We start from the raw sequence: 12,597 nt of genomic DNA on the forward strand, positions 1-12,597 counted from the left end.
AGAGTGGTTCTGAAAACCGGTCCTTTTGAACACGCACTATAGTTAATCATAACTTAAGACAATTTTGCTTTAATGGCGTCAACTTCCTGAATCATGCGTCCAAGTACGCCATTGACAAACTTGCCGGATTCTTCTGTACCAAAATATTTGGACAGTTCAATCGCTTCATTGACGGATACCTTTGCCGGAATGTCATCACGGAACACCATTTCATACGTAGACAGTCTTAGAATCTGGCGATCTACACGCGACAGACGGCTAATCTGCCAACCTTTCAAATAATCCACGAGCAATCCGTCGATCGCTTCCTTATTATTCCAAGCTCCTTGTACAATCTCAGTAACATAAGTACGCATTACATCTGCATCACGAATAACCACTTCGGTTTCATTATCTTCAGCGGCTTCATTGATCAACATGTTTACAGCTTCTGCTGCACCCACCTCATTCATTTCCATCTGATACAGACTTTGTACTGCAATTTCCCTTGCCAAACGTCTTTTCATGTCCTGCCTCCTGCAGCGCTCCTTCTGGAGCGTCATCATGCTTATTTTATAATCCATGCAACCATCTGATCCAATCCCTCAAGGGATTGATCGATGGCTTCCACGGTATTGTTATTGTTATCCCTTTTCACAAAAAAACCTGCAATACGTTTCCTCCAAAAAACGGGCAACCTAAACTACAGCTCTATTTTCGGAAGAAACATATTGCAGGGTTCAGGTAGGTCACTTAAACGGACGCCAGCGATCGCCCAGCCATTGTCCCCACTCCCTCCAGGGAATGGACGAACCCAGCTTCGAATCGCTTCGTCTGCCTAACGTATAACCGATGAACACCAAGAGTGCAAAGAACAACATATCCCAAAAACCGATCCATACATAAAGAAATCCAAAAAAGATGCCGCCGATAATTCCGGTAATTCGGCCTCTGTGACTATCCCAAATCTCTTTCCACAGCATCAGTGAAACTCACCTCATTCCACTCGACTCTTGTAGTTAGGCGACTGGGTTACATTCGCGATATACACCGTGACAAAAGAAACCGGGATGCCCGTAATCTCTTGTACATGATCATGTATCGCCTTTTGCAGATCAGAAGTCAGCGCAGGAATAGGTGTTTCACCATCCACTACCGCACGAATCATAATCTCCAGTCCTGACTCAACCACGCGTATGCGTGCCTTGACATCACGTACTCCCCGGAAACGGGAAGTCGCCTTCAAACAGAGATTCTCAATCGTCTCCATCGAAATCTGTACATCACCAAACTCAGTACGTTGATCTACAGACGGCAACGATGCACGCTCACGCCGAACCGAGATGTAGAAAAACCGCAAACTCAGGATAAACAAAATCGCTGCTGCAATAACCGACGCAACAATAACGTTTTGTTCCTGCTGATAATTCAATTCGTAAGGCAGCACACCGCTGATCAGAAGAATGACGGCTGCCGATATTGCTCCAACGCTTATGCTGTATATAAACAACAGAAGCCGATCCAGTATTTTAGCCACGAACTGCACAGCCTCCCTTGCTCACTAACATGACTTAACCTGTTCACTAGCAAAAAATCAGATCGTCATTTAGCTTTCACTAAAATGAAGACCTGTCCAAGACGGGGATAACCCCCGGCAGAAGATGCCGGGGGAATCTGTCTTCTTTTATTTTACGCGCTGACTGTTCAGGTCGATCTCTTCCACTTTCTCGGTGGTCTTGAACTGAACGTCATGAATGTGCACATTCACTTCATTCACATTCAATCCTGTCATGTTCTCAATAGAACGTTTCACGTTCTGTTGAATCTCCGTAGCCACCTGTGGCAGACGGTATCCATACTCGATAATTACGGAAACATCAACTGCAGCTTCACGTTGGCCCACTTCAACTTTAACGCCTTTGGAAAGGTTTTTGCGACCAAGCAATTCAGCAAATCCACCAGCGAATCCGCCACTCATGCCTGCAACACCTTTCACTTCAAGGGTTGCCAATCCAGCAATCACTTCAATAACTTCAGGTGCGATCTGGATTTCACCGATATCCGTTCGTTCAAATTCAGTCGGTAGTGCACTCATAACTGTTCAACACACCTTTCGCGAGATAAGTTTGCGGCCATCCGTCAGGGCGCTGGACTCAGGTTAAACAACCTTCAGAACCCTTCCGGTCCGGCTTTACCGGAACTCCTGCAAACATCCGCGAGGTGCGGGCTTATCCTTTGCAGGAGACATGCGCTCTTATTATTACATACTATATCATTTGGGCTACATTATGACAAACAAGCCCAATATACCTTTTAAATCTCGTTTTCCTCAAGAAATTTGATATCAAAGTCACCACGAATGAACGTTGGGTGCTCCAGCAATTTCTGATGGAAAGGAATGGTTGTAGATATGCCTTCAATCGCAAATTCCCCAAGCGCACGCTTCATTTTCGCAATTGCCTCTTCACGATTCGCTCCCCACACGATCAATTTTGCGATCATGGAGTCGTAGAAAGGTGAAATGGTATAACCAGGATAAGCAGCACTATCTACACGAACGCCAGGTCCTCCCGGTGCAAGGTAGAATCCGATTTTGCCTGGTGATGGCATAAAGTTACGGTCTGGATCTTCTGCATTGATACGACATTCAATGGCCCAGCCATTAATGACTACGTCTTCCTGACGGAATGAAAGTGGATTGCCTTCAGCTACCGAGATCATCTCACGGATCAGATCCACGCCAGTAACCATCTCGGTTACCGGGTGCTCTACCTGAATACGCGTATTCATCTCCATGAAATAGAACTCGCCATTCGGGCTGAGCAGGAACTCCAATGTGCCAGCTCCCGAGTAATCCACAGCAAGGGCTGCCCGTACTGCGGCTTCGCCCATCAGTGTGCGCACATCTTCGGAGAGAATCGGACACGGAGCTTCTTCTACCAATTTCTGGCGACGACGCTGAACCGAGCAATCACGCTCTCCCAAATGTGCTGCATTGCCGTGTTTATCGGCAATGATCTGAATTTCCACGTGTTTCATGCCTGTCAGGAATTTCTCCAGATACACACCCGCATTGCCAAATGCCTTTTGTGCTTCCTGCTGAGCAGCGGTAATCTGCTTAATCAGCGTTTCTTCATCTTCGGCAATACGAATTCCCTTACCTCCGCCACCAGCAGTAGCTTTGATAATGATAGGATATCCGATATCTCTAGCAATCATGATGGCTTCATCCATATTTTCAACGAGGCCGTCTGAACCAGGAATAACAGGCACTCCAGCATCTTTCATCGTCTGTTTGGCAACAGCCTTGTCACCCATTTTGGTGATGGCTTCAGGAGAAGGTCCAATAAACGTAATATTGCAAGACTCACAAATTTCTGCAAAGTCAGCATTCTCCGCCAAAAAACCATAACCAGGGTGGATTGCATCACATTCCGTCAGCGTAGCTACACTCATCAGGTTTGTAAAGTTGAGGTAACTGTCCTTAGACAGTGTCGGTCCGATACAATAAGCCTCATCTGCAAGACGAACATGCAGAGAATCCTTGTCCGCTTCCGAATAGACGGCTACCGTTGAGATGCCGATTTCACGGCAGGCACGAATAATACGTACCGCAATCTCTCCACGGTTCGCAATCAGTATTTTTTGAAATTTCATTTCGTTTTGTCCTCCTTCGAAGCTCATGCGGTTAGCTGTTAACCAGCTATAACGGTTATTCCGGTTTCACCAGGAAAAGGGGCTGCCCATACTCGACCAGCTGTCCGTTCTCAACCAGCACTTCAACGATTTCTCCCTTGATGTCAGCATCAAGCTCGTTCATCAGCTTCATGGCTTCGATGATACATACCGTTGTTTTCTCAACAACTTTATCACCCGCGCTCACAAAAGGACCCGATTCCGGCGAGGAAGCTCTGTAAAAAGTACCTACCATCGGAGATACAATTTTATGTAAATGACTTGTAGTATCGACCTGCGGTGCAGCTTCACTTACCACTGCTGCCGGCTGTACTTGCGGAGCAGCAATCATTTGCGGTTGCACAGCAGCTGCTTGAACATACTCCGTTTTGCCCGGTTTACGGATCGATAACCGTGATCCTTCATTTTCAATTTCCAACTCTTGAACGGAACTTTCATCAACCAGTTTAATCAGTTCTTTAATCTCACTCAATTTAAACATTTCCATTATTCACTCCTTCGGCATCATGCCAGTCTCACTAGGACGGTCATATGGCTTTATGTATTATATCATAATCATTAAAAATGGAAAGAGCCCGAGAGTGGAACCAGCTCCCGGGACTGCTTTTCCATGATTTGGATTACTGCTCTGTGACATATTGCACGCTGATTTTGTTCTGTGAAACGGCCAATTCTTTCATCACCAGATCGACAATGGATACCGCCTGTTTTACATCCAGTTTGTCACTAAGGACCACAACTTTATACTTGTCGGCGTCTTCCTGAACGATCGCATTGGCGAACTGTTGGGAGAGAGTCTCCTCAATGCCTGTGATTTTGGCTTCTTTTTCTTCCAGTGTACGGAGCTGCTCCGTTGCTTTAGCATTCTCCTCTGGTGTTTTACTCAAGTCGCCTGCCACAGTCATCAGTTCCTCATACTTGCGATTGTTGCTCTCTTCACGCTGCCATTGGTAGTTCTGGAACTGGCTGCTCGCAGAAGCTGTCGTATTCTGCTCTTCCATCTCCTTGAGGACTTCCTCATCTGTCTTGGTTGCAGTGCCCCCAGCCTGACCATCTGTCTCAGGTGTGGTTGCTGCCCCTTTGTCGGTCTCTTTGCCTGCTTCACCCTTATTCTCTTCCGGTTCGACAGCAGGTGTTTTCTCTGTATTTCCAGCTTCTTTGCCTTCCGTAGCCGCCGGTTCTTCCACAGCGCCTGCCGGACTTGGATCACTTTCAACTTCGCCGCTACTTACTACTTCATTCACAACCAATCCTTCTGTAGGATCAAGAATGCCTGCCGTCTCCTTCGCTTCCCCTTGCTTGATTCCATCGACTTGCTGACTGTCAGCCACCGGCGCGTTGATTGGACCGGAATCTTCAGTGAACAGATAATACGCGGACAAAATGACCATCAGACTCAGCATGGAAACGAGCCATACCGTTTGACGTTTGTTATTCATTAGAACTTCCTCCTCAAATTGGCTTCAATCTTATGAGAATTGAATCTTGTGATTCAACAAACCAAATTAGTCTTGTTTGCGCGGTACAACCGAGATCCGGTAGGCTGCCACATTCAGTCCTTTTTCTACAGCATCGGTTATCAGGTCCTTCACAACCTTGTTCTCTGCCCCCCTCGCAACCACAAGCACACCACGGATCTGCGGTTTGAGCTTTTTGGTTACTATAGGTGTCTGATCCCCTGATATTTCGTACGTAATAATCTCGCCATCACGGGTATATTGCGTCATATGTCGTTTGCCCCCGCTAGCATCCGTTTCTTCGGTAAGTTGCTGAGAATCCTTCACGTTCCGCTGAACGACCAGTTCTTCTGTGGAATCCACGGTAACCATCACATCAACCGTCCCCACACCAACAATGTTTTCCAACACACCTTTGATTTTGTCTTCAAATGCAATTTCGATCGCCTGAAAAGGATTCTGTTCGGACGGATCACTCTGTATGGATGCCATGGATGTTGCCGGGTCCGGTGGTTCCCGACCGATATTTTCGGAATCAATTTTTTTGACATTGACGAAGGAGTTGAACAGCATGATTCCCACCCCGATCAACCCAAGGATAATCAGCCAGCGGAAGGTTTGACTCCGCCTTGCCCCACCCTCTCCGCCACCCATCCAGGTCTCCATCTTTCTAAACCATTGTTTCATCGGACACCCTCCTTCTCAGAACACTTCAGCACTTTTCGGTTCTTTCACTTGAACTTTGTTCGCATCAACATCCCACTTTTCAGTCAACAAGGTAATAATCTGCACCGCATGTTCGGACCTTGTGGATGTCTCACCTTGCTGCTTAGTCTCATCTGCCTGATCACGTATAACAGGCTCGGAAGACGCTCCATTTCCATCACGTTGCCCGTTACTCACATCAATCTGTACATCAGGCACTTCAACCTGTCCGATCTGGATGGGCTGCTGTATTTGAGATGATTCAGCCTTGTCGGTTGCTGTGTCTGTTCCGAATATGGGTTGTGTATTTGCAGCGACTTCTTGCTGCGTAGCCTTCACTTTGCTTCCTGCATCCTCTCCTGCCATCTCGACCAACACACGCTGGATCACAGGCAGTTCGACGGATGAGGCAGCTTCCATCTCGGTTTCATATTTACTCATTGCTAGCTGTACCTCTACGGATCGAACCCTCGCTCCTGTTGTTTCTTCAATTTGGCTTTTCATGACATTAGCCAGTTCTTTCGCTGTCCATTGCAGGGATTGTTCCTGTTCATTGGATTGCAGCCGTTTGCCCTGAGCCAAAATCTGTTCGAGTGTTGCATTCCCATCCGATGGAGCATCCATTGCCGACATTGCTCGTTTCAGTTCGCCAACCGGATCACTTTTGAGTAGCTTGGTTATGGGTGATAAAAGGGTCAGCAGGATGAGAAGGCTCAGCACAAGCTTGACATAACGTTCCATGGATCGATTCGGCAATAGCATATCCACGAAAGTCGCCAGCAGAACGATCATTATCAATTCCTGGAGCCAGTTGCTCAGCCACCCCATCCTTTCCATCCCCTTTCTTGCCAACATACATTCAGCGCATCATGACAGTCAGATTTCCCGCGGTCAGCAGGATGGTAATTGCCAGGAAAAACATCAGCCCGACGGCTGCGAGCGCCGCAAATACGTAAATCATGCTCTTGCCGATGGCCTGCAGGCATCCTACAATCGGGGTGTCTCCTAGCGGTTGCATAATGGCTCCGGTTACGTTGTATATCAAGGCAAGAGCCAGGATCTTGAGTGCCGGAAAGGCACATAGAAACAAAATGATGATTACCCCAGTGAGTCCAATTGCATTTTTGACAAGTAGAGAAGCTGTAATTACCGTATCTGTCGCATCCGCAAATGTTCTGCCCACGACAGGGACAAAATTGCCTGCGATGTACTTGGCGGCCTTCAGGCTGACTCCATCCGCTACGGAGCCCGATGCCCCCTGAACCGAGATTACACCCAAAAACATCGTCAGCAGAATACCCAGCAGTGCCACACTAATATTGCGCAGGAGGTCTGCCAGCTGTGTCAGCTTGTACTTGTCAGACAATGAACTGACGAGATGCAGAACAGCTGAGAAGAAGAGTAGCGGGAATACCAGCAAGTGAATCAATGTACTCACCAGATGAATCATGAAAATGATGAGTGGATGTGTCACGGAGACGGTGATGACATTACCCATGGACGCGAGCAGTGTGAATAATAAGGGAACCATGGCCATCATGAAGTTGATCATGCCGGTTATCGCATCTTTGGCGTACCCAATCGCCACACTGAAGCTGTTGATCGCAATGATGATGATGACCATATAACAGATGGAATAAGCGATTTTGCTAATATTATTTTTCTCAAATGCGGTCTGAAGAGTCTCCAGAATCATGCTGAGCACGCTTAACATCACAATCGTGACCAGAAGCTTGCCATTATATAAAATTTCATGCAGCATGAAGGTTCCTATGGCTACAAACACCGATTTCAGGCTGAACCCTTCATTGCCGGGGATTAACATATCCATGAAGGAAGGGGTCTTCCCATCCGGGAAGAAACCACCGTATTGTTGCATCAGTTGATCCCAGTATTTCTCCACCTGATCCTTGGGAAGCTGATCCGCCTGCTGCTCCATCCACTCACCGGAAGGCGAGCTTGCAGTAACCTGTCCCAGGATACCGAACAGAAAACAGAGCATCAGCACAACCGTAAGGCGCCACTGCGGCTTATGATGCATTGATTTCATATGAAGTCCGCACGCCCCTTCTACACCGGCATCAGCTTCATGACGGTTTCGATAATAATGCTGATGATCGGTATAGCAAGTACAAGGATCAATACCTTACCAGCCAGTTCAATCTTGGACGCAATGCTCTCCTGACCTGCATCCCTGACAATCTGCGCGCCGAATTCAGCAATGTACGCTATGCCAATAATTTTCAGCACCGTTTTCAGATAAATGCTTTCCATGCCTGAATTCTCGGCAAGCCGCTTCAACACTTCGATGACTGCACCGATTTTGCCAATCAACAACATGAAGATGACAATGCCGGTCGCGGCTGCAATCAGAAAGGCAAACATCGGTTTCTGTTCCTTAATGACCAGAATGAGTACTGTTGCAATGAGCGCCAAACCTACAACTTGTATAATTTCCACAGGTCACCACCATCCGGCTTTATGACCGTTTTTCATTGAAAAAGAAATATCGATTTGATCTCTTGTAGCAGGCTGTCCAGCATACGGACCACCATGAACAATACAACGACAAATCCGATTACGGTCACCCAGTGAGCCATATCTTCCTTTCCCATTTGTTTCAGTACCGTGTGAATCATGGCAATGATGATTCCGATACCCGCAATTTGAAAGATTGCGTTCACTTCTAGATTCATGACCTTGGCACCTCACTATCCCGGCTATTTCAGAAGATCAGAATGACGATTAACGCTCCGACAAGCATCCCGAGGCTTCGGCTCATTCGTTCATATTTCATTTGATCGGCCTGGGCACGGGATTCCTCATGCATTAGTTGTTGAATGGCTAACGATATATGTTTGGTCTGATCCTGACGGTCACTTGTGCCAAGGCTGAAGCTTAATTGCAGCATGACTTCCCGCTCGTCAGCCTTCATGGCCGATCTTCCCCATGCCATATCCACGCCCGACTGCAGACTTTCCCGGGCAGTGAGTCCATGGGGAGGTTCCATCTGTGTGGCTGCATGAAGGAACAGCGTCTTAACAGGTTCTTTGGTCTGGGCTCCCATCTTGCCCATGGCATCGGGAAGGGGAGTGAGCCCATAGTTAATCTCCGTCATTAGTCGCTGGAGGGCTGCAATGAGTTCTCGCAACTGTCTCGGTCTTAATGCATACTGTCTTGCCTTGTAAAAACCGGCGAGGGTGCTGGCTAACAGAATGATTACCGCACCAAGCATGTTAACCAAAGCCTTCACCTCCTGCCCCGCTTTGCTGCAACCCACGCATTTTGCCATCAGCCAGCCGAAAGGTCATGCCCCGGCTCGTCCGTTGCAGCTGGACATATCGTTGAAACATCTGCTCTGTAATTAAGGTTCTAAGGGCAGGTCTGGCCGACAGCTCCGATAGGTCACGGCCATGAGCAGTCGCGATTACAGAGACTCCTGCATGCAGGGCTTCCATCACCGCCTCAGCATCCTCCGGGCGGCCAATCTCGTCCACAATCAGGACATCGGGCGACATGGAGCGAAGCATCATCATCATGCCCTCAGCCTTCGGACAACCGTCCATCACATCTGTTCGGGGACCTACGTCGAATCCAGGTACTCCTTTGTAGCTACCAGCAATTTCGGACCTTTCATCCACAATGCCCACTTTCAGACGCGGACGTATGCCTTGAACCAGTTCAGTGCCCCCTGTAAGCTTTGTACCACTGCTAATTTGTCTCGCCAGATCTCGCAGCAATGTCGTCTTTCCTTGTTGTGGTGGCGAAAGGATTAACGTGTGCAGGACCTGCCCGCTCTTCATATCGAGAAGATAAGGAAGGATACGATCAGCCACTCCATGTACCTCACGGGCTATCCGAACGTTAAACCCGTTGATGTCGCGCAGGTATTCGACACGCCCACCGCTTAGTACCGTCCGGCCAGCAAGTCCGATTCGATGTCCGCCAGGTATGGTGATAAACCCTTTGCGCAGTTCCTCTTCCAATGTATAAAGTGAATGATTACTGATCAGATCCAGCAACCTGTGCGTCACTTCTTTCTGAGGAACATATGCTTCTTCAGGATTCCCGGTCGGACAACCTTGAGGTGTCAGGAAGTGGTATGTGTTGTCTGCATTAATCTCCAGGGGTCTGCCTTCACGAATACGTACTTCCTCCACTTGTTCCAATAGAGCGGGTGGCATCCTTCCGAGAATGGTTCGGATCGGTTCCGGAAAAAGTTCCTTCCAGTTCACCTTCATGAGTAGGCTCCTCCAACCTTGAGATCATTTGGTTCACGCTTCTGGCGCTTGTTCATATCTCAAGTTTATGCCTGTACATTTAATTTATGACGCTGAAATCTATCAATTCTTCAGAATACGGTTGAGAGTTGAAAGCATAGATCCACCTTCTGTTCTAGGCACCCGTCTAGATGTGCATGCATATATTAATTGCAGATAGGTAAGTTCCATTCCGGTTCGAAACAGAACTACCGATCCCCAGATACAGAAAGGAGCTGTGGGGAGTGCGAGTCGATGTTGTTGGCAATGTGAATGAAGTACGTACCATTGATATTGCAGGGCGAAGTGCAGTTGTCATTGATGTATTGTGTACGACCAGTACAATTGTTACGGCTCTGGCGTATGACGCTTCGGCTGTGATTGCCGTAGAGACGGTTCCACAAGCCAAACAAATGGAAGTGAAAGATTGCATTCGAGGCGGAGAGCGTTTTGACAAAAAAATTACCGGATTTGAGGTGGGGAATTCCCCCTATGAATATATGACCGCAGGCATTGCAGATAAAACCATTATCCTAACCACAACCGATGGTACCCGAGCTTTGATCAAGGCTTCTAAGGGCAAACATGTATTCGCTGGTTCATTCCTCAATGTGCAGGCTGTTGCAGCAGTTCTATGTGAACTTCAACGGGATGTATTGCTGTTATGTGCGGGGAACCAGGATGAATTTGCTCTGGAGGACGGCTTGTGTGCTGGATGTATCATTGACGAACTGCACCGCCAATCCTTTTCTCCCCTCCAACTAAACGATCTCGGCACAGTGCTTCATCAAGCCGTATCCCAAAGTCAGGAGAGTATTCCGGATCTGGTGCAAAGATCTGTTAGCGGGCGGAGGCTTGAAAAGTTAGGCAGGCTACATGATATTTCATATTGCTCTCAATTAAATCTGCTGGATTGTGTTCCCGAGATGGGGGAGGGCAACCGCATGCAACCTTATAGAGGCATACGCGGGGGAAAGATGTTCAAATTGATGTGAGAATGGCTATGAAAAAACAAAAAAAGGTGTACTGCTGCCCATTGGCAACAGTACACCTTTACTATTATACATACACAGAAAAACCTTATCTGCGATCTTGTGGTCCACCAATAACGGCTTGCTCAGCAGTATCAAGATCGTATGCTGTATGCAATGCCTTGATGACCTCATGCAGCTTATCACCATCAATGACACAAGATACTTTGATCTCGGAAGTACTCACCATCTTGATGCTCACGCCTTCAGCGGAAATAACTTTGAACATCTTCGCAGCTACTCCAGGATGGCTAACCATGCCTGCGCCAACAATCGAGATTTTAACGAGATTCTCTTCAGATGTGACTTCACGGTATGGCAAGCGGCTGTGAAGGCCTTCAATGACACGCAATGCGTTCTCACGATCAGACAGTGCAACAGAGAATGAGAAGTCCGCTTTACCATCCATCACTCCGCTCTGAACGATAATGTCCACATCCAGCTGATTGGATGCAAGCGCACCAAACACTTCAGCCAGAACTCCTGGTACATCCGGCACACCCAAAATACTGATGCGAGCCACGTTTTTGTCATAGGCAATACCACTAACCACTACGCCTTGTTCCATTGCTGCTTCCTCCTTCACAACCGTTCCTTCATTATGGTTAAAGCTGGATCTTACAATTAAAGGTACACCGGAATGCTTCGCGTACTCTACTGCACGCGGATGCAGCACCGCTGCTCCCAAATTAGCGAGTTCCAGCATTTCGTCATACGATATTTCCTTCAGCTTGCGCGCAACCTTAACGATCCGCGGGTCTGTAGAATAGATACCGTCTACATCCGTATAGATCTCGCATGCATCAGCCTTAATGGCTGCGGCTAGCGCTACAGCTGTTGTATCCGAACCACCACGACCCAGCGTTGTGATCTCGCCATCTTCCGTCATGCCCTGGAAACCTGCCACAATAACAATATTGCCTTCGGCAAGCGCTGCATTTACACGGTCAGGTTGAATATCATGAATACGTGCTTTTCCGTGAACCGGCTCTGTGCGAAATCCTGCTTGCCAGCCCGTAAACGATACTGCCTTACGTCCAAGCGCTTGAATAGCCATCGATAACAAAGAGATCGAAATCTGTTCTCCTGTTGTCAATAACATATCCATCTCACGGGCAGGCAGTTCACTATTCAGTTGTTTTGCCTGATCAATCAAATCATCTGTTGTATCCCCCATGGCCGAAACCACGACTACACACTGATGTCCTTCATCAGCTTTTTCTACAACACGTCCGGCTACACGCTTCATGCGTTCTGTATCTCCGACCGAGCTGCCCCCAAATTTCATGACGTACAATGACAACGCAAATCCACTCCCTACCTTGTGCAGTATGCATAATTGATGTCCATCGTCATTATTCTCTACGAGAAATGACTTTAACCCAGTATATTACGAAAGCGCCTGATAGGCTAATCTTTTTTCGAAAAAACCCTCTGCCAAAGGAATGGCAAAGGGTTGTTAATACCGTT

Annotated in this window: 16 protein-coding genes; 1 reads left to right on the top strand and 15 read right to left on the bottom strand. The window is 47.6% G+C overall.

All coding sequences use genetic code 11. The annotated features are described in order from the left end of the window. Nucleotides 1-53 precede the first annotated feature (53 nt). The 14 genes from nusB to spoIIIAA all read right to left on the bottom strand — a co-directional run bounded on the left by nusB (nucleotide 54) and on the right by spoIIIAA (nucleotide 10,078). The gene (nusB, locus tag AB4111_RS14860; protein WP_017687596.1) at nucleotides 54-506 is read right to left on the bottom strand and encodes a transcription antitermination factor NusB; all 453 of its coding nucleotides are present in this window, start codon (nucleotides 504-506) and stop codon (nucleotides 54-56) included. Between the two features lie 222 nt (nucleotides 507-728). Further along, nucleotides 729-962: a DUF2273 domain-containing protein gene (locus AB4111_RS14865; protein ID WP_017687595.1), complete on the bottom strand. Its 234-nt coding sequence runs from the start codon at nucleotides 960-962 to the stop codon at nucleotides 729-731. 14 nt (nucleotides 963-976) lie between these two features. Next, the gene (gene amaP, locus AB4111_RS14870; protein ID WP_017687594.1) at nucleotides 977-1,516 is read right to left on the bottom strand and encodes an alkaline shock response membrane anchor protein AmaP; all 540 of its coding nucleotides are present in this window, start codon (nucleotides 1,514-1,516) and stop codon (nucleotides 977-979) included. A gap of 147 nt (nucleotides 1,517-1,663) precedes the next feature. After that, a complete protein-coding gene (locus AB4111_RS14875) occupies nucleotides 1,664-2,074 on the bottom strand; it encodes an Asp23/Gls24 family envelope stress response protein (RefSeq protein WP_442032191.1) in 411 nt (136 codons plus the stop codon). A gap of 218 nt (nucleotides 2,075-2,292) precedes the next feature. After that, the gene (gene accC / locus AB4111_RS14880) at nucleotides 2,293-3,636 is read right to left on the bottom strand and encodes an acetyl-CoA carboxylase biotin carboxylase subunit (RefSeq protein WP_249913463.1); all 1,344 of its coding nucleotides are present in this window, start codon (nucleotides 3,634-3,636) and stop codon (nucleotides 2,293-2,295) included. A gap of 55 nt (nucleotides 3,637-3,691) precedes the next feature. Beyond that, nucleotides 3,692-4,156 (bottom strand): acetyl-CoA carboxylase biotin carboxyl carrier protein, encoded by a 465-nt coding sequence (gene accB, locus AB4111_RS14885; RefSeq protein WP_253438811.1) that lies wholly within the window; start codon nucleotides 4,154-4,156, stop codon nucleotides 3,692-3,694. A 139-nt stretch (nucleotides 4,157-4,295) separates the two neighbouring features. Continuing rightward, nucleotides 4,296-5,114, bottom strand: coding sequence for a SpoIIIAH-like family protein (locus tag AB4111_RS14890; protein ID WP_442032192.1), 819 nt, complete (start codon nucleotides 5,112-5,114; stop codon nucleotides 4,296-4,298). A gap of 66 nt (nucleotides 5,115-5,180) precedes the next feature. Further along, entirely contained in the window at nucleotides 5,181-5,819 is a 639-nt protein-coding gene (spoIIIAG, locus tag AB4111_RS14895) for a stage III sporulation protein AG (protein ID WP_253438815.1), read from the bottom strand. 15 nt (nucleotides 5,820-5,834) lie between these two features. Continuing rightward, nucleotides 5,835-6,665 carry a stage III sporulation protein AF gene (spoIIIAF, locus tag AB4111_RS14900; RefSeq protein ID WP_442032193.1) on the bottom strand — a complete coding sequence of 277 codons (831 nt, stop codon included), beginning with the start codon at nucleotides 6,663-6,665 and terminating at the stop codon, nucleotides 5,835-5,837. Between the two features lie 31 nt (nucleotides 6,666-6,696). Further along, on the bottom strand, nucleotides 6,697-7,887 hold the full coding sequence (spoIIIAE, locus tag AB4111_RS14905) for a stage III sporulation protein AE (protein ID WP_442032194.1): 1,191 nt from the start codon (nucleotides 7,885-7,887) through the stop codon (nucleotides 6,697-6,699). Between the two features lie 20 nt (nucleotides 7,888-7,907). Then, nucleotides 7,908-8,297 (bottom strand): stage III sporulation protein AD, encoded by a 390-nt coding sequence (gene spoIIIAD, locus AB4111_RS14910; protein ID WP_017687586.1) that lies wholly within the window; start codon nucleotides 8,295-8,297, stop codon nucleotides 7,908-7,910. A gap of 32 nt (nucleotides 8,298-8,329) precedes the next feature. After that, entirely contained in the window at nucleotides 8,330-8,533 is a 204-nt protein-coding gene (gene spoIIIAC / locus AB4111_RS14915; protein WP_017687585.1) for a stage III sporulation protein AC, read from the bottom strand. A 29-nt stretch (nucleotides 8,534-8,562) separates the two neighbouring features. Next, the gene (spoIIIAB, locus tag AB4111_RS14920) at nucleotides 8,563-9,081 is read right to left on the bottom strand and encodes a stage III sporulation protein SpoIIIAB (RefSeq protein ID WP_442032195.1); all 519 of its coding nucleotides are present in this window, start codon (nucleotides 9,079-9,081) and stop codon (nucleotides 8,563-8,565) included. Next, nucleotides 9,074-10,078, bottom strand: a complete 1,005-nt coding sequence (spoIIIAA, locus tag AB4111_RS14925) for a stage III sporulation protein AA (RefSeq protein ID WP_253438822.1) — start codon at nucleotides 10,076-10,078, stop codon at nucleotides 9,074-9,076. Before spoIIIAA ends, spoIIIAB begins: the two co-directional genes overlap by 8 nt. 263 nt (nucleotides 10,079-10,341) lie before the next feature. Between spoIIIAA and AB4111_RS14930 the strand changes: the two genes are divergently transcribed. Next, the gene (locus AB4111_RS14930) at nucleotides 10,342-11,091 is read left to right on the top strand and encodes a 2-phosphosulfolactate phosphatase (protein WP_442032196.1); all 750 of its coding nucleotides are present in this window, start codon (nucleotides 10,342-10,344) and stop codon (nucleotides 11,089-11,091) included. 85 nt (nucleotides 11,092-11,176) lie between these two features. On the opposite strand, the gene AB4111_RS14935 is transcribed toward AB4111_RS14930, so the two are convergent. Then, nucleotides 11,177-12,430 carry an aspartate kinase gene (locus AB4111_RS14935; protein ID WP_421886351.1) on the bottom strand — a complete coding sequence of 418 codons (1,254 nt, stop codon included), beginning with the start codon at nucleotides 12,428-12,430 and terminating at the stop codon, nucleotides 11,177-11,179. Nucleotides 12,431-12,597: the final 167 nt, after the last annotated feature.

Origin of the sequence: Paenibacillus sp. 2KB_22 (assembly GCF_052115745.1) — a bacterium.
In the GTDB taxonomy this organism is placed as follows: domain Bacteria; phylum Bacillota; class Bacilli; order Paenibacillales; family Paenibacillaceae; genus Paenibacillus.